At 66.1% G+C, this 16,828-nt stretch carries 13 protein-coding genes; 9 read left to right on the forward strand and 4 right to left on the reverse strand.

The window, feature by feature from the left end:
• Positions 1–128: 128 nt before the first annotated feature.
• Positions 129–2,744 (reverse strand): TonB-dependent receptor domain-containing protein, encoded by a 2,616-nt coding sequence (locus tag OPU69_RS01830; protein WP_498509079.1) that lies wholly within the window; start codon positions 2,742–2,744, stop codon positions 129–131.
• Positions 2,745–2,865: 121 nt separating this feature from the next.
• Here OPU69_RS01830 and OPU69_RS01835 point away from each other — a divergent pair, with 121 nt between their 5' ends.
• The 9 genes from OPU69_RS01835 (at position 2,866) to OPU69_RS01875 (ending at position 15,278) form a co-directional block, all read left to right on the forward strand.
• A complete protein-coding gene (locus OPU69_RS01835) occupies positions 2,866–3,588 on the forward strand; it encodes a response regulator (RefSeq protein ID WP_498509080.1) in 723 nt (240 codons plus the stop codon).
• Positions 3,585–4,955 carry a sensor histidine kinase gene (locus tag OPU69_RS01840; RefSeq protein ID WP_498509081.1) on the forward strand — a complete coding sequence of 457 codons (1,371 nt, stop codon included), beginning with the start codon at positions 3,585–3,587 and terminating at the stop codon, positions 4,953–4,955. The genes OPU69_RS01835 and OPU69_RS01840 overlap by 4 nt, the downstream gene beginning before the upstream one ends.
• Positions 4,956–5,073: 118 nt before the next feature.
• Positions 5,074–5,835 (forward strand): hypothetical protein, encoded by a 762-nt coding sequence (locus OPU69_RS01845; RefSeq protein WP_498509082.1) that lies wholly within the window; start codon positions 5,074–5,076, stop codon positions 5,833–5,835.
• 4 nt (positions 5,836–5,839) lie between these two features.
• Positions 5,840–9,061: a VPS10 domain-containing protein gene (locus tag OPU69_RS01850; RefSeq protein WP_498509083.1), complete on the forward strand. Its 3,222-nt coding sequence runs from the start codon at positions 5,840–5,842 to the stop codon at positions 9,059–9,061.
• 292 nt (positions 9,062–9,353) lie between these two features.
• Positions 9,354–9,986, forward strand: a complete 633-nt coding sequence (locus tag OPU69_RS01855) for a TetR family transcriptional regulator (protein ID WP_498509084.1) — start codon at positions 9,354–9,356, stop codon at positions 9,984–9,986.
• Entirely contained in the window at positions 9,979–11,667 is a 1,689-nt protein-coding gene (locus OPU69_RS01860) for an MFS transporter (protein WP_498509086.1), read from the forward strand. Before OPU69_RS01855 ends, OPU69_RS01860 begins: the two co-directional genes overlap by 8 nt.
• Complete coding sequence (locus OPU69_RS01865) at positions 11,664–12,779, forward strand: HlyD family secretion protein (protein WP_066044171.1); 1,116 nt, start codon at positions 11,664–11,666, stop codon at positions 12,777–12,779. The genes OPU69_RS01860 and OPU69_RS01865 overlap by 4 nt, the downstream gene beginning before the upstream one ends.
• A gap of 5 nt (positions 12,780–12,784) precedes the next feature.
• Entirely contained in the window at positions 12,785–14,149 is a 1,365-nt protein-coding gene (locus tag OPU69_RS01870) for an efflux transporter outer membrane subunit (protein ID WP_498509087.1), read from the forward strand.
• Between the two features lie 151 nt (positions 14,150–14,300).
• The gene (locus OPU69_RS01875; RefSeq protein ID WP_498509088.1) at positions 14,301–15,278 is read left to right on the forward strand and encodes a quinone oxidoreductase family protein; all 978 of its coding nucleotides are present in this window, start codon (positions 14,301–14,303) and stop codon (positions 15,276–15,278) included.
• A gap of 47 nt (positions 15,279–15,325) precedes the next feature.
• On the opposite strand, the gene OPU69_RS01880 is transcribed toward OPU69_RS01875, so the two are convergent.
• From OPU69_RS01880 to OPU69_RS01890, 3 genes are all read right to left on the reverse strand, one after another.
• A complete protein-coding gene (locus tag OPU69_RS01880; RefSeq protein ID WP_498509089.1) occupies positions 15,326–15,715 on the reverse strand; it encodes a VOC family protein in 390 nt (129 codons plus the stop codon).
• A gap of 4 nt (positions 15,716–15,719) precedes the next feature.
• Complete coding sequence (locus tag OPU69_RS01885; protein ID WP_066044176.1) at positions 15,720–16,142, reverse strand: hypothetical protein; 423 nt, start codon at positions 16,140–16,142, stop codon at positions 15,720–15,722.
• Between the two features lie 89 nt (positions 16,143–16,231).
• On the reverse strand, positions 16,232–16,783 hold the full coding sequence (locus OPU69_RS01890; protein WP_066044177.1) for a TetR family transcriptional regulator: 552 nt from the start codon (positions 16,781–16,783) through the stop codon (positions 16,232–16,234).
• Positions 16,784–16,828: the final 45 nt, after the last annotated feature.

A 16,828-nucleotide genomic window follows, 5' to 3' on the forward strand; every position in this document is an offset into this window, starting at 1 on the left:
GGCTCAAATAGGAATGTGCACCTGGCAATGATAGCCGATCCGTTATCTCGCAGCCGCGACGCAGTTGGCTGTCGTTGGCAAGTCAGACGCCTTTGGACGACGGTTCGCCCGGCAAAGCATGCGCCGGATCAGAACAGTTTCCGCAGGCTGAAGCTGAATGTCCGGCCCAGAGGATCGAGATAGGCCGGCTGGTAGCTGAGCGGCACTGTCCAGGCAGCATCGCGGACTTGCGGCCGGGTGTTGAACAGGTTGGTTATCCCGATCGACGTCCGCATCCCCTTGAGCCAGCGCGGTGCGGTTTCGCCTCCGAAGCGCTCGGCAAGGTTGGCGAACAGGGCGAGATTGACCACCGCCAGATCATTGAAGCGCAGATCGCCCGCTGCCGAGCCCTGTTGGGCAATGCGGGTGCCGCTTCGCCAGCTTGCGGTCAGGCGTGCGCCGAGCCCGCGCTTGAAGACACCCGCCTGAAGATCGATCTCATGACGACGGCGACCACCCAGAAAGTCGACCGCGCCATCCTCCAGCAGGTTGAGGACCGGGACACCCGGCCGCAGCGCGATTTCGTCCTCGAGATACCAGTTGTAATAGAGGCTGACAAAGAAGCGGCTGGTAAGGTTGGAGGCGCCCTGAAACGTGGCGCTTCCCGGCTGCGCGCGCACCATTTCGGCATTGGGGAACAGGCGCCGCGCCTCCGCCTCGCTGGTGACGACGCGGACCTGGGCATCGCGCATGAAGTCGGGCACCTCGCCGAGCGGACGGGTGAAGTTCACCCCCCAGCGCAGCTGCTGCTGGCGCGCGGCGGCATAATTGACGGGACGCGCATCGATGCCGAGCAATCGGCCATCGCTACTCCGGGCAAAGCGTTCGGGAAATGCGGTCTCGACCTGCGGGGTGACGATGGGGAAGGCGGCAATCGGATCGTCGGTGCGGGTGCGGACATAATCGATGCTGAACGTCAGATCGGTTCTGGCGAGCGGGTGCAGATTGAGGCCGAGCCGAACAAGCCGCCGGTCGTCGTTGCGCAGTGCCGCGTTGCCACCCGAAATCCGGGTGAGATCGACGACCTCGCGGCGGGCAAAGTCGAAGGTGCGGACATTCGGCGTCACCAGAACCGGGCCGCCCAGCTGTTCAAGACTGGGCGCGCCCTGTTCGTGCGTCACCGATGCCACCAGGTCTATCCCCTTCGCGGGCGACCAGTTCAGGCCGAACCCATAGGTCCATAGCGACCCGGCGTCGGACAGGCGCTCGAACGCGGCGTTGCCGTTCAGGGCGAGATGGCCGAGCGGCGAGGCCTTGCCACCGGCATCGCCGAGCAAGGGCAGGCCAAGATTGATCTGCGCTGCCCCCCGATCGCGCGCAAGGTCGGATCGAACCTCGTTTGCCGCGAATTCTGCCCGGCTCGAAAACTCCCTGAATTCGGCCCCCAGACGCAGACTGGCGGTGAACGGCCCGGCAGGCAGGGTTGCAAGCGGACCGGTGGCGAGCAGATCGACATTGGCCAGCGTATCGGTCGATCGTGCGGCATCGCGGCGGGAGCCGATGCCGCTCCTGTCGGTCACTATCTCGCTCTCGATGCGGTCGAAATTGCCGAGCGCCGACCATTGCCAGCGGCCGCTCTGGCCACTGATCGTGGTGCCGAAATGCACGAGCGAGCGGTCGCTGTCGCGCTGCAGCGCCCGCGTGCCGTCTGCGCCGAGCAGGCTGTCGTTGCGGCTGACATCAATCCGGCCATTGAGAGTCGCCGCCACATCGGAAAGCACATGCCCGCTCAGAACGCCCGTCAGGGCAAGGCTCTCGCTCTCGGGCAGCAGGGTGCGCGCTGTTCCCAGGTCCGGCGCGGCGGCAAACTGGCGGATATCGCGCTGGCTTTCGAGCAGTTGCTCGGCGTGACTGTATGTTGCGCCCAGCGCGATCCGCGTGTCGCCAGCAAGCTTCAGGTAATCGGCATTCGCGATCCAGCTGTCCCGTCCGCCTTCGCCTGGGACCAGCGCGCTGGCCTGGCCGACGCGCGACTGGAAATTCGCGAAGGTGACGATGTTGACGACCTTCTGATCGGCCCGAAAGCCATATTGCAGCGCCACTTCCTCCGGAAAGATCTCCATGCGCTCGATGGCTTCGGCCGGGATGCGTGCGATTTCCGCAAAGTCTGCAACCCTGCGCCCGTTCAGCAAGGTCACCGGCGCGCTGTCCCCGCGACCCCGGTTGCTGGCCGTTTGCGATCCGATCGTGTCGAGCACGGCGGCGATGTTCTCCGCGCCGAGCGCCCGGATATCCAGCTGGTTGAAGGTCCGTTCCGCCGGAACATCGCTTTCGATGGCACCGCGAGGCCGCTGAGAGGAGACGACGATCGGCTGCTTGTCGACCGGTTCTCTCGGAGAAAGCTGATCCGACCCGCTGTCCTTGTCAGGCGCCGGCGGGACCAGGTCCTTGAATTGCTCCTGCAACCGGCGCGCAACCTCGGGAGGGACCGGCTTGCCATCGGCACCGAGAATCCTGATCTGAGGTGCCGGTGGCTTCGCGCCGTCCGGCCTCTTTTCTGCTTCCGCTTTCAGTTGCTCCTCGATCTGGCGCAGCAACTCTGGTGGAAGCGACTTGCCGTCACCACCCATGATGACAGGTTTGGATGGAGCCCCATCGCTAGGCGGTGCGCTCAGTGCGTCGCTCGCGCTGATCGGTTGCGCAGCGAGCGCGCCTGCGAGGGTACAGACCCATAGGCCGAGAAGGGGTGTTGCGGGTGCTTTCATGTTGGTTCTCCGGCTTGCCAAAGCAGGAGCGAGGAGAAGCACCTCCGGGTAACGCGATGATGGCTCGCGCGTAGCCGGTGCTGATACGCGAATGCTACAAAGCCGTGCTAGGAGCGCGGAGATGGAGCCACTGACCGATCCCATGAGCAGCATCCTGGTCGTCGACGACGACGCCAGCATTCGCGACGCGATTGCCGATTTTCTCGGTGCGCACGGCTATGCGGTGCGTGCCGCTGCGAATGCCGCTGCCTGCGATCGCGCGCTGGGCGAGGCACCGGCCGATCTCATCATCCTGGATGTCATGATGCCGGGCGAGGACGGGCTTTCGCTGTGCCGCCGCCTGGGCGGTGGGGACACGCCGATCCTCATGCTGAGCGCGCTCGATGCCGTGACCGATCGGATCGTCGGGCTGGAAGTCGGCGCATGGGATTACATGACCAAGCCTTTCGAACCGCGCGAATTGCTGGCGCGGGTGCGGGCATTGTTACGTCGGCCGTCTGCCGATTGGTCGGACCAGCCCCAAACGGCCCAGGGGCTGACCTTTGCCGGCTGGTGGCTCGATATCGAGCAGCGGCGTCTGCGCGACCCGGCAGGACGGGCCCTGATGCTGACCGAAGGCGAGCATGCGCTGCTCGCGGCCTTCGTGCGCCGCCCGGGGCGTATCCTCAGCCGCGATACGCTGCTCGACCTTACACGGGGAATTGATTCGGCGCCTTATGACCGCGCGATCGATATTGCTGTCAGCCGCCTGCGCCGCAAGCTGGCCGAGGCCGACAAGACGGTGCTGATCGAAACCGTGCGCGGTGTGGGATACCGGTTCGTTCCGGCGGTGCGTCCGGCATGAAGCGGGCACCTAGCGCGCTGGTGGCCATCGGCGGCTTCGGGGTTGCCGTCGCCGCGCTGAGCGTGGCCACCACGGCCGCGATCGTGCTGGCGGCTCCGCCACCACCATCGATACGCATGACGGCGATCGATGCGATCTCGGCGCTGCGCCAGCCGGTTGACGGCTTCGAACGCAGGGTCGATTCCGCCCCGCCGACAGGCACCCGCATCTCCATGGTCGAGCTGCTGATCGCGTCTCGCCTGGGCAAGCCCGCCCACGATGTGCGCGTGACGCGCCTCGACAGTGCCGAGCCGGTATCGATCCGGTTTCAGATGGTGCCTCGACCCTCCAAGGCGCCGAATGCGACAACCAATCTGCCTTCCCCTTTCATTCTGCGCCAGAGCCGGACGGGAAAGATCGAGATCGTCGATCCTGGTGCGATCGATGGCGCGTTGAGTGCGGCCCTGCTGGCTATGCCACTGCCGGCCTATACCGCCAGCGTGCGGCAGGCAGACGGACGCTGGCTCGTGATCGAGCCGGTTCAGCCCTTTCTGGGCGGCTGGCAGCGCAGCATCCTCATCGCGCTCGCCGTCAGCCTGCTGTTGCTTGCGCCGCTGGCATGGATCTTCGCGCGGCGGCTGACGCGCCCGTTCCGCGCGCTGGCAGGCGCGCTTGAGGATCATGCGGCGCAGATACCCAAAGAGGGGCCCCGCGAATTGCGCGAAGCGGCGGCGGCGATCGCGGCGATGCAGAACCGCCTCGCCATCGAGGCTGCGGAGCGTGCCAGGATGCTGACTGCCATCGCGCATGACCTGCGCACGCCGCTCACCGGTCTGCGCCTCCGCATCGAGTCCGCGCCAGAGCCGCAGCGCGCGCGCATGGTGGCGGATGTCGAGCGGATGCAGGCGATGATCGACGAAGTCCTCAGCTTTGCGCGCGACGCTGCTGCACCTGCCGAGATCGTGGATGTCCGCCCGCTGCTCGCCAGCATCGCGGCGGAAATGTCGCAGCCGGATGCCCCGATACGGCTTCTGGCGAGCGACACTCCGACCGTCCGGGTGCCTGAGCCCGCCTTCCGGCGCGCGATCGAGAATCTGGTCCGCAATGCGATCGACTATGCTGGCGGCGGCGTGATCGCGCTGGAGCAGGACGAGCGCCAAGTGCGGATATCGGTCAGCGACAATGGCCCGGGCATCCCTGCGACCGATCGCGAGCGGCTGATGCGCCCGTTCGAGCGCGGCGATGCATCGCGCAACCGGGGGACAGGCGGGGCAGGCCTGGGCCTCAGCATCGTGCGCGACTTCGTGGCGCAAAATCGCGGCGATTTCACCCTGTCCGATGCGCCCGGCGGCGGCGTGATCGCAATCCTGCGCCTGCCGCGCGTCTGAGCCGCTTCGGGTAGATTGCAGTTCGTCGATGAATCATGCCCTTTGCGACTTTCGGAATTGCCTTCGCAAACCGGGTTGATAACCTCTGCCAAAAGGGTGTTTTGGGGGGAGTCGTCGGATGATCAAGCTTCGGTCCGCAGCCGTCATGCTGGGCATTCTGTCGTTGGCCGGGATACCGGCAATCGCGCAGACGGCCGACGAACTGGTGGCGCAGAATCTCGCCGCGCGGGGCGGGGCCGCCGCGATCGATGCGATCCAATCGGTCAAGTTCGACGGCACGGTCATCTTTCCCGGTGATTTTCAGCTGACCTATGAGGAGGTCCGCACCAAAGCAGGAGACGTTCGCGTCGATATGGCGCTGCAGGGGCTGACGCTGGTGCAGGGCTGGGACGGCACGACCGGCTGGCGGATCAATCCGTTCGAAGGGCGCAAGGACGCCGAGCGGATGAGCGATGATGAAGCGCGCTCGCTGGCCGATACCGGTTCGATCCGCGGGCCGCTGCAGCGCGCGGCGGCGCAGGGCTCGACCGTCACCTATCTGGGGCGCGAGGATTTCGACGGGACCGATACCTACAAGCTCAAGGTGACCGAAAAGGATGGCGACGAGTTCGTCTATCTGCTCGACCCCGATACCATGCTCGAGGTGAAGATGGTCGAGACGCGCCGGATCCGGGGCGCGCAGCAAGTCTTCGAATATGAATTCGGCGACTATGAAAAGGTGGCCGGGGTCTATTTCCCTATGTCGGTCGAAAGCTGGGCGGCGGGGCAGGGCAACAACCGGCAACGCACGATCATCGCATCGGGCACCGCCAACGTGCCTGCGCCTGCCAGCCTTTTCGCTCTGCCCGCCAGCCCGGCCGCCGCGCCGAAGGGGAACTGATCCGATGCGCCGCACCCTTCTTCTCGCCGGCACCATGCTGGCAATCGCCGCTCCTGCCTTTGGCCAGGACGCCGCCACCCCTCCCGCCGCTTCGGGAATTTCGGGCCTTGGCATCCGCAATATCGGCTCGGCCGAAATGTCGGGTCGCATTGCCGCGATCGATGCCGTGCAGGGCAAGGACGGCAAGGTCACCATGTATGTCGGCGCCGCGTCCGGCGGCGTATGGAAGTCCGAAGACGGCGGCACCACGTTCCGTCCGATCTTCGACAAGCAGCCGGTCCAGTCGATCGGCGCGGTGGCGATCGATCCGTCGAACCCCGCCACGATCTGGGTCGGCACCGGCGAGAGCTGGACGCGCAATTCGGTGTCGATCGGCGACGGCGTCTACAAGTCGACCGATGGTGGCGACAACTGGACGCGCATGGGCCTTCCCAAGACCGAGCGGATCACCAAGATCGTCGTCCATCCGACGAACAGCGACATCGTCTATGTCTGCGCGCCCGGCGCGCTCTGGTCGGACAGCCCGGACCGCGGCCTCTACAAGACCACCGATGGCGGCGTCACCTGGACGCAGATCCTGAAAGGCAGCAACCTGTCGACGGGCTGCTCGTCGGTTGCGCTCGATCCGGCCAATCCCGATCGGGTGATGGCCGGCCTGTGGGATTTTCGCCGCAAGGGCTGGACCTTCCGCTCGGGCGGAGAGGGCCCGGATGCGGCTTCGGGCAGCGCCATGAAGATCTCGAACGATGGCGGTCGGACCTGGGCAGCGATGGATGCCAGCACCACCAAGGGGCTGCCCAAGGGGCCCTGGGGTCGGATCGAGGCGGTGTTCTCGCCTGCTGATCCCAACCGGGTCTATGCCTTTATCGAAAGCGAGCGTTCCGCGCTGTACGTGTCCGAAGATGGCGGCAAGAGCTTCGAGGAGCGCGACCGCAGCCGCAACATGGTCTGGCGGCCGTTCTATTTCAGCAAGATCGTGCCCGATCCCAAGGACGCCAACCGGCTGTTCAAGATGAACCTCAACATGATCGTGTCCGATGACGGCGGCAAGAGCTTTGCCAATGCATCGGGCGGCAGCCATGGCGACTGGCACGACATCTGGATCAACCCGGCCAATACCAAGCATATCGTCGGCGGCGACGATGGCGGCCTGTGGATCAGCCATGATGGCGGCAGCAAATGGGTGAAGAGCTTCAACCTGCCGATCAGTCAGTTCTATCATGTCAGCATCGATGACAAGGACCCCTATCAGGTCTATGGCGGCCTGCAGGACAATTCGAGCTGGGTGGGCGACAGCGAATATCCTGGCGGCATCACCAACAGCCGCTGGGAGAATCTCTACGGTGGCGATGGCTTCTGGGTTTTCCCGGACCCGGCCGACCCGGATTATGTCTACGCCGAATATCAGGGCGGCAACATTGCCCGGATCAACCGCAAGACACTGGAATCGCGCGATATCCAGCCCAAGGGCGGCTACAAGGAAAAGCTGCGGTTCAACTGGAACACCCCGATCGCATTGTCGCCGCACGAAAAGGGCACGATCTATATCGGCAGCCAGTATCTGTTCCGCACGCGCGATCACGGCACGACCTGGGACCGGATATCGCCTGACCTGACCACCAACAATCCGGCGCGTCAGCAGCAGGAGAAATCGGGCGGCATTACCGTCGACAATTCTTCGGCGGAAATGCACACGACCATCTATTCGATCTCGGAAAGCCCGTTGATGGCCGGGCAGATCTGGGTCGGCACCGATGACGGCAATGTCCAGCTGACGCGCGACGGCGGCCAAAGCTGGACCAACGTCGGCAAGGCGATGAAGCTCGGCCCCGATGTCAGCATCGCCTGGGTCGAAGCCAGCCGGCATGATCCGGCGGTGGCCTATGTCGCGGTCGATCGGCACAGCTTCGGCGACATGGCGCCCTATATCCTGAAGACCGGCGATTACGGCAAGAGCTGGACCCGGCTGGTCGGTCCGGCCACGCCGGGCGTGCGCGGCTATGCCCATGTCGTCAAGGAAGACCGGCTGAGCCCCGACATCCTGTTCGTCGGCACCGAATTCGGCCTGTTCATCTCGCGCGACAAGGGAGCGAACTGGGAGGAATTCCGGCCCGGCAACTTCCCCGCGGTCGCGGTGCGCGATATCGCCGTGGCGTCGCAGGGCGATGACCTGGTGCTGGCAACGCATGGTCGCGGTATCTGGATCATCGACGATATCAGCCCGGTGCGGGCTCTGAGCCCCGAGGTCGTGGCCAGCGACGTCACGCTGATCCGGTCCGAACCCGTGCAGCAGCGGATCCGCGGCAGTGGCGGCTGGCCAGAGGGCGATGCGACCTATGTCGGCCAGAACCCGGTCGATGGGGCGGTCATCACCTATTACCAGAAGGCCCGGCACGTGCTGGGGCGGATGAAGCTGGAAATCATCGATCCCAATGGAAAGGTGATCGACGAACTGCCGACATCGAAGCGCAAGGGGCTGAACCGCGTGGTCTGGTCGATGCGGACCAAGCCGCCGCAGGTTCCGCCTGCAGCCTCGCTCGCGTTCGCCTCTACCCAGGGCCAGCGGGTGATGCCGGGCACCTATACGGTGCGGCTCACCAAGGCCGGCAAGGTCACCGAGATGCCGCTGGTGGTAGGGCTGGACAAGCGCGCGAAGTTCACGGTGGCCGATCGTCAGGCGCAATATGATGCGGCCGAACGCGTGAAAGGCCTGTTCGTGCGGATGAGCGCGCTGACGGCGGGGCTGAACGCAGTGAAATCGCAGGCCCAGGCGGTGGCCGACAATGAATCGACGTCGCCTGCGAACAAGGCCAAAGCGCTGGCGCTGGTCGGCAAGGCCGATGCGCTGCGCAAGCAGGTCGTCGCCACCACCGAAGGCGGGGCGATCACCGGCGAGGAGCGGCTGCGCGAGAATATGGACATGGCCTATGGCGCGATCACGGCGACCGAGGCACGGCCGACCAGCTATGCGCTGGCGCGGGTCGATGCGCTGGAGAAGGAGCTGGCCGAGGTCGAAACCGGCTTTGCCGCGCTGAAGGCAGGCGATGCGGCGGTGCTGAACCTGGCACTGCAGGCAGACGGTGTGCCCGCGATCGACCTGGCTGCTGTCCTGCCACGCGCCGATGATGCTCGTGGTGGGCCGGCGGCGGCTGTGGGCAGCTTCATGCTCGGCACCCGCTATACCGGTTCGATGAGCGCCTTGCGCACCAGCCGCAAGCGCAACTGAGCGCAGCCTGTTCCGACCGTTGCCCCGCTGGCAGAGCGGTCGGTAGCGGCATGGAATAATGCTGCTTGCGGCGTGGAAACGGACCAGTGCGGCCGAGGGCCGGGCGGTGCCATTGCGTGCACCAAAAGCTGTCAATTGACCCGCTGTGTGCGTGGCGGTGGCAACCAAAACCGCAGCTGCGATTAATCCATGTTATAATTTTTCTGCGCGCTCGGAACCCGACCTCATCGGCGACGTATTCAACAGACGTTGAATTAGCTCGGCCGCGTCGTGCCGAACGCAGGGATGGCACATGGCAGATCGCAAGAATCCCGGACGCCCGAAAGACAATGGGCGAGAAGTCGGCGCGGCCCTGCTCGAGGCGGCGAGGACGCACTTTGCCGCCAAGGGCTATGAGGCCACGCCGCTGCGCCTGATCGCGGCCGATGCCGGGGTGGATGTCGCGCTGATATCCTATCATTTCGGCGGAAAGCTGGGGCTCTGGAAGGCGCTGGTCGCCAGCGCGGCGGCCCAATTGCTCGATGCGCTGAGCGCGGCCGAAAGCGGGGAGGGCAGTTCCTCACCTGCCGCGCGGCTGCGCAGGATCATGGCCGCCTATATCGCCCATCTGCTGGCCCATCCGGAAGTCCCGCGTCTCATTCTGCGCGATATCACGGTCGACTCCGATCGATCGGACTGGTTGCTGCGCGAATTGTCCGCCCCGCTCCATCAGCGCTTTTACGATCTGGCGCGGAAAGCGGCGCAGCATCTGGAGACAGCTCCCCACCATCTTGAGTTCAGGGTCGCCAATTTCATCTATGCGGCAGCCAGCAGCGTTGCCCGGCGCGAACGGCTGACCAGACTGGTCGAGGGCATGGATGACGACCAAAGGTTCGGCGACGCGCTCGAGATGGTGCTGATCGACGAGGTGCTCGACTGTGGCTGAGCCCCCGCGCCCCCTGATCGACAAGGCCGACGGCTATGCGTTCAAGCCGCACGAGATGCCCATCCTGCCCGGATCGCCTGCCAATCCCGATCATCCGCCGCGAAGAAAGGCCGCCTATCTGGCGATCGGCGTGTTCATCGGCCTGGTCGGCGGCGCGCAGAACGGCTTTCTGCTGGCGAACACGCCCGCGCTGCAGGCCGAGTTCGCGCTGACCCCGGTCGAGGCGGGCTGGATGACGGTGGCCTTCTACGCGACCTATGCCACGATGAGCATGCTGCTGTTCCGCGTCCGGCAGGAATTCGGCATCCAGCTTTTCGTCCGCTGGGCGATGGCGGGGCTCGTGCTCGCCAATTTCGTGCAGCTTATCGGACCGGGCTATCACGCCGAGCTGGCCGCGCGCGCCGTGGCGGGTATCGCCGCGAGCGGGTTGTCGGCGCTCACCATCTATTATCTCATGCAGGGGCTTCCTGCGGCGATGCGCACCGTCGGCCTCGTGCTGTCGCTCGGCCTCACCCAGATCGCCTTTCCGCTCACCCGGGCGCTCTCGCCAGCGCTGCTGGTCGATGGCGATATGGCGCGTGTCTTCCAGTTCCAGTTCGCGCTCTCGCTGCTGGGGCTCGCCTTTGTCTATCTGCTGCGCCTGCCACCGGGGGTTCGCAAGCTGACCTTCGAGAAGCTCGACATTCCCAGCATGGCGCTGTTCGTGCTGGGGGTCGCTTCGCTTTGCGCATTCCTGATCCTTGGCCGCATCGTGTGGTGGGACGCGCCCTGGCTGGGCTATGCGGTGGCGCTGGCAGTCATCGGCCTGGGCGGCTGCCTGCTGATCGAGGCCAATCGCAAGAGCCCGATGCTCGATCTCAGCTGGCTGTCGAGCCGCGCGATCCTGAGCATCGCGGCGATCGGCGCGACCGTGCGCATCCTCGTGGCCGAGCAGGGTTTCGGCGCGAGCGGCATGTTCACTGCGCTCGGCTATGGCAACGAGCAGCTGACTGGCTATTTCTGGGTGCTCACCGGCGCGACGGTCGCGGGCATGGTGCTGTCGGTGATCCGGCTCGACCCCAAGGACCTGACCCGTCCGGTGCTGTTTGCCGTGCTGGTCATCGGCGTCGCCGCCTTTGCCGATACCCGCACCGGCGTCATGAGCCGCCCGCAGGACCTGTACCTGTCGCAAGCGGCGATCGCCTTTGCGGCCGTGTTCGCCATGGGCCCGGTGCTCATGGAGGGGATGCTGCGCGCGCTGGCGGCGGGGCAGAACTATATCATCAGCTTCATCGCCATCTTCTCGCTGTCGCAATCGGTCGGCGGCCTCGCGGGGATCGCGCTGCTGTCGGCCTTTCACACGGTCCGGCTGAAGACGCATCTGATCGATGCCGGCACGACGCTGGCGATGAGCAACGCCCAGCTTTCGCAGGCCTTCTCGAACGCGGCGCAGCGCACCGCTCCGCTGCAACAGGATCCGGCGCTGGTGCAGCAGGCGACCTCGGCCAGCATCTCGGCGCAGATCGGGCGCGAGGCCGCGGTCCTCGCCTTCAACGACGTCTTCTTCCTCATCGGCACGCTCGCGGCGATCACCTTCGTCGCGCTGTTCGTGCCTTGGGTGATCAACAAGATTCGCGGGCGCAATCCGCTCGCCAAGGAACTCGCCTTTATCGAGGCCATGCGCGCAAGGAACGAGCCATGACATCCACCAACCCGCAAGCCGCCACCACCGAAGCATCGGGCAGCACCGCCGAGCCTGCGGCGCCCGAAAAGGGCTGGTCGCCGCAACTGTCGCGCCAGCGCGTGCTGGTCGCCGGCGTGCTGATCGTGATCGGCGTGCTCGTCGCGCTGTTTGCCTGGGGACTGCCGCCCTTTGCCGGAGGCGACCAGACCACCAACAACGCCTATGTGCGCGGGCGCACGACCATCGTCAGCCCGCAGGTCGCAGGCTATCTGGTCGAGGTCCGCGTCGCCGATTTCCAGAAGGTGGAACAGGGCCAGCTGCTTGCGCGCATCGATGCAACGCCCTTCCGCGAAAAGGTGCAGCAGGGCGCGGCCAACATAGCGGCGCAAAAGGCCAATCTCGCCAATAGCGAGCAGAGCCTGCGCTCGGCCCAGGCCCAGCTGCAGCTTCAGGACGCCGCCGTGGCGAGCGCGCAGGCCGGCTATCAGAAGGCGCAGGCCGACATGAACCGCATCAACGAGCTGGTCGACGAGGGCTCGGTCTCGCTGCGCGAGCGCGACCAGGCACTGGCGGCGCTTCGCCAGTCGCAGGCCGGCGTGCGCCAGGCCCAGGCGCAGCGCGCGATCGCGGCGGAAAACGTCCGCTCGGTCCGCGTGGGGCGCGGCGCGCTCGAGGCGCAGGTGCAGGGCGCCGAAGCCTCGCGCGATCTGGCCGCGTTCGAGCTGTCGCGCACCGAAATCCGCGCACCGCGGTCGGGTCGGCTGAGCGAGATCACCGCGCGCGAAGGCCAGCTGGTCAGTGCGGGCACGCAGCTGATGTACATCGTCCCCGACGAACTGTGGGTCGTCGCCAACTTCAAGGAGGCGCAGACCGAGGCCATGGCGGTCGGCCAGCGCGCGACGCTCGAGGTCGATGCGCTGGGCGGGGCAAAGCTTACCGGTCGGGTCCAGAGCATCGCGCCCGCCGCCAGCAGCGAGTTCAGCATCGTCAAGCCCGACACCGGCGCAGGCAATTTCGTCAAGGTACCGCAGCGCATTGCGGTGCGCATCGTGCTCGACCCCGGCCAGAAGCTCGCCCGAAGGCTCGGTCCCGGCATGTCCGTGGTCGCCACCGTGCACACCGGGGAGTGAGGCCGATGCGCAGCCCTCTCATCGCCGTGCTTACTGGTGCGCTGCTGCTCTCCGCCTGCGCCCCAGCGCTGCAGGACGCGCCGCAGGGTGCATCGGTCGCCGCGCCGGTCGCGTGGCGCACCGATCTTGGCATGACCGCCCCGGTCGAGGCGCAATGGTGGCAGGCCTTTGGCGATCCGCAGCTGTCCGCGCTGGTCGAGAAGGCCCGCGCCAACAATCCCGATGTCCAGATCGCCGCAGCGCGGGTGGAGGAGGCGCGTGCTACCGAGCGCGGCTCGCGCGGGCTGCTGCTCCCCTCGCTGGGCCTGAGCGTCGATGGCGCTGCGCGGCGCGAAGTCTCCCCCTTCGGGCAGGGATTGAACTCGCTCGCGGCGCAACCGGCGTTCCGGGCGAGCTACGAGCTCGACCTGTTCGGCAAGAATGCGGCAAGGGTCGATGCGGCGAGCGCCAATGTCGCTGCGAGCGAGGCCAGCGAGGAGGCAGCGCGGCTTTCGGTCGCCGCAGCCACGGCGACAGGCTATATCACGCTGCTTGCACTCGATGCGCGCCTGGTGGTGCTCGACGAGACGGTGACGGCGCGGCAGCAGGCGCTCAAGTTCGCACGCGACCGCGCCGAGGTCGGCTATACCTCGCAGCTCGAACTGCGCCAGGCCGAGGCTGAATATCAGGCTGCAGTCCAGCTGGTGCCGCAGCTCAAGGCGCAGATCGCGCGGCAGGAAAATGCGCTGGCGGTGCTGACGGGCGAGCTTCCGGGGGCGATCGTGCGCGGCGGGACGCTCGATGCCCTGCGCCAGCCGGCCGCGCCCGCGACCCTGCCGTCCGAGCTTCTTCGCCGCCGCCCCGACATTGCGGCCGCCGAATATCGCATCGCCGCAGCGGATGCGCAGATGCGGGCCGCGCGTGCGCAGTTCATGCCCTCGATCAATCTGGGTGCGAGCGCAGGCCTCGCGATCTCGGACCTGCTCGCCGACCCGATCAGCCTGTGGTCGCTCGGCGGCAGCATTCTTGCGCCGATCTTCCAGGGTGGCCGGCTGACCGCGCAGCTCGACGGCGCGGCCGCGCAGCGCGATCAGGCCGCCTGGGCTTATCGCTCGGCGGCGCTCAACGCGTTTCGCGAGGTCGAGGACCGGATGGCGGTGCTCGCCAATCTGACCGAACAGGAAACGTCCCTGCGCGCCCAACGGGTCGCCGTGGCTGATGCGCTGCGCCACGCGTCCAACCGATACCGGGCCGGCTATACCGCCTATATCGAGCAGGTGGATGCGCAGCGCGCGCTGCTGGGAGTCGATCTCTCGCTGATCCAGACCAGGGCCGACGAATTGACTACACTGGTCGGCCTGTATCAGGCAGTAGGGGGTGCACCGGGCTGACCATCCCGTATCCATCTTCCCTTGTCCCAGAGCTTGAAGCCGATGACAGGAGCATGGGCATGGCGTAGGGCAGGGGCGAGCCTCTTGCGAGGGCAAGGGCGATCGATCAACGCTGGACGTCAGACAGCGACAATTGGGATGGAGCAGAACGATGCACGCACGCCAGGCGATAATCCGGTCCAATGGTGGCCCCGAGGTGATCGAGTGGCAGACGGTCGAGCTTTCCGCTCCAGGACCCGGCGAGGTGACGCTGCGCCAGACCGCGGTCGGGCTCAACTACATCGATACCTATCACCGGCGCGGGATCTACCCCGTCGATCTGCCCGGCGGCCTGGGCCTTGAAGCCTCAGGCGTCGTCGAGGCGGTAGGCGAGGGGGTCGAGGGACTGAGCGTCGGCGATCGCGTGGCGACCTTCGGCCCCGCGCGCGGCGCCTATGCCGATATCCGCAACCTTCCCGCCGCCAGCCTGTTCAGATTGCCCGAGGATATTTCGGACGATGTCGCCGCCGCCGCGCTGCTCAAGGGGTGCACCACCGAATTCCTGGTCGAACGTTGCGCACGGGTCGAGCCGGGTCAGGCGGTGCTGGTCCATGCCGCAGCGGGCGGGGTCGGGCTGCTGCTGGTGCAATGGCTCAAGGCTGGCGGCGCGACCGTCATCGGCACCGTCAGCAGCGAGGAAAAGGCCGCGCTCGCGCGCGGGGCGGGCGCCGACCATATCGTCATCTATACCCGCGAGGATACGGCGCGCCGCGTGCGCGAGCTCACTGGCGGTGCCGGCGTGCGCGTGGTCTTTGACGGCGTGGGGCTCGATACCTGGCAAGCCTCGCTGGACAGCACGGGACGGCGTGGACTGATCGTGTCCTATGGCAATGCGAGCGCGCCGGTGACCGGCGTCAATCTCGGTATCCTCGCGAGCAAGGGATCGCTCTATAGCACCCGGCCGACGCTGTTCGATTATTATGCCGATCCGGCCGAGCGCGAGGCGGGTGCGGCGCGGCTGTGGCAGATGATCCGTGCGGGCAAGGTCAAGGTGACCATCGGCCAGACCTATCCGCTCGACCAGGCCGAGCAGGCGCATCGCGACCTGGAAAGCCGCGCCACCACGGGCTCGACGCTGCTGCTCCCGTAAATTGCCAGTCTTGTGCCGTCAGATCGGCGGCTGCCAAACCGGCCGGCTCAATCCACCGGCGGGACGCCTTCGGGATACCAGGACACCTCGACGCGCAGACCATCAGGATCGGGCATGAACAGCGCGACGATGCCGTCGCCGAACCGCTGCAACCGCGCCTCGTGGCCCAGATTGGTCATGTGCGTGGCGAGGGCCTCGACGAAACCGGGATCGGGCGCGGTGAAGCCCAGATGGTTGAGCCCCGCTCCGTAGCGTTCATAGGGGCGCGTTTCGGCCTTGGCGGTGCGGAACTGCAGGTACAAGCCATTGGCATTGTGCCAGATGTCAGGCTTGGCGCGCTCGAAACCGAGCCAGGGCAGCAGCGCGCCATACCAGGCCGCGCTTGCTTCGGCATCGCGGCTCAAGATGGTGAGGTGATCGAGCGGCAGCGGGGACATCACATCATGCGTCCTTCGCGGGTAACCAGAGCGGGCCGACCAGGATCAGCAGTACGGCCACGTTGAAAAGCGCATTGATCGGCTGACCCGAGGCAATCGAGCCTGTGCTGTCGAGTAGGAACCAGCCGAGCAGTCCCGCCAGCACCGCTTGGCGGACCGGCTCCGGAGCGTGCCGGTGGACGCGCGTGGCGAGGAACCAGATCATCACGCCCCAGCCGAGGAGAAATCCGCCGGTCAGTGCGGAGAGAAAGCGCGTGGTCGGCGCGGCAAAATCCTGTGCGCCGTCGATTGGCCAGGCCAGAATGTCGAGCGACCAGCGCGCAGGGGCGGCGAGACCTTCGATCGTACCGGTGGCAAAGATCGGGCCGAAGATTGCGACGGAAATGGCGGTGAATTTCAACCAGCGGCGGTGCTGGGCCTCGGTCATGAAGTCGTTCTCTCGAAAGGCGGGTAGGATGTCCGTAATGGATGCTACACGCAATTCGCCGCAGCAGAAAGGGCAGTTACAGCGATGCTTCAAGTCAGCAGAATGTCGCTCAGCGCCTGTTCGACAGCGTCGGCTTCGGCTTCGCCGCCGGTCATGTCGAAAATCGCGATCCCATCGATCAGGGCGAGCAGGAATGCGGCGCGCTGGCGTCTGGCCGGTCCCGGCGGACCTTCCAGCCTGGCTTCGATCCAGGCCATCAGCTGGTGCAGGATCGCCGTGGCGATGGCGGGGAACGGCTGCTCCTGCCGCGCTGCTGCCGCTACCATGTCCAGCCACAGTCGCATGGTCGGGCGCATGGCGGGCGTGCGCACCAGCGCGCTTGCCTGTTGCAGCAGAGTCTGCGGCGGGAGCCGGTCGGGCGGCAGCGCCAGGTCGAGCGCACTCGAAAACTGCTCGGCGACTCGCCCAAGCACCAGGGTCATGATTTCTGCCTTGTCGGCAAAATAATAGAGTAGCATCCGGTCGCTTGTGCCGCACGCCGCCGCCAGCTGCCTGAGGCTGGTTTGCGCCAGACCGGCTGTCAGCAGATGATCCGCCAGCATCTGGATCACTTTTTCGCGTTGGTCCTGACGATTGGCCATGGCGATCCTTGTAATAACTGCTACAATCCCGTAAACTTAGGGGGT

Source organism: Blastomonas sp. 34TW (genome assembly GCF_059803595.1).

Bases quoted from the DNA above. Each gene is read 5' to 3' on its own strand.
- OPU69_RS01830 (WP_498509079.1), bottom strand. From the start codon at position 2,744: ATGAAAGCACCCGCAACACCCCTTCTCGGCCTATGGGTCTGTACCCTC.
- OPU69_RS01890 (WP_066044177.1), bottom strand. From the start codon at position 16,783: ATGGCCAATCGTCAGGACCAACGCGAAAAAGTGATCCAGATGCTGGCG.
- OPU69_RS01855 (WP_498509084.1), top strand. From the start codon at position 9,354: ATGGCAGATCGCAAGAATCCCGGACGCCCGAAAGACAATGGGCGAGAA.
- OPU69_RS01880 (WP_498509089.1), bottom strand. From the start codon at position 15,715: ATGTCCCCGCTGCCGCTCGATCACCTCACCATCTTGAGCCGCGATGCC.
- OPU69_RS01840 (WP_498509081.1), top strand. From the start codon at position 3,585: ATGAAGCGGGCACCTAGCGCGCTGGTGGCCATCGGCGGCTTCGGGGTT.
- OPU69_RS01845 (WP_498509082.1), top strand. From the start codon at position 5,074: ATGATCAAGCTTCGGTCCGCAGCCGTCATGCTGGGCATTCTGTCGTTG.
- OPU69_RS01885 (WP_066044176.1), bottom strand. From the start codon at position 16,142: ATGACCGAGGCCCAGCACCGCCGCTGGTTGAAATTCACCGCCATTTCC.
- OPU69_RS01870 (WP_498509087.1), top strand. From the start codon at position 12,785: ATGCGCAGCCCTCTCATCGCCGTGCTTACTGGTGCGCTGCTGCTCTCC.
- OPU69_RS01865 (WP_066044171.1), top strand. From the start codon at position 11,664: ATGACATCCACCAACCCGCAAGCCGCCACCACCGAAGCATCGGGCAGC.
- OPU69_RS01875 (WP_498509088.1), top strand. From the start codon at position 14,301: ATGCACGCACGCCAGGCGATAATCCGGTCCAATGGTGGCCCCGAGGTG.
- OPU69_RS01850 (WP_498509083.1), top strand. From the start codon at position 5,840: ATGCGCCGCACCCTTCTTCTCGCCGGCACCATGCTGGCAATCGCCGCT.
- OPU69_RS01835 (WP_498509080.1), top strand. From the start codon at position 2,866: ATGGAGCCACTGACCGATCCCATGAGCAGCATCCTGGTCGTCGACGAC.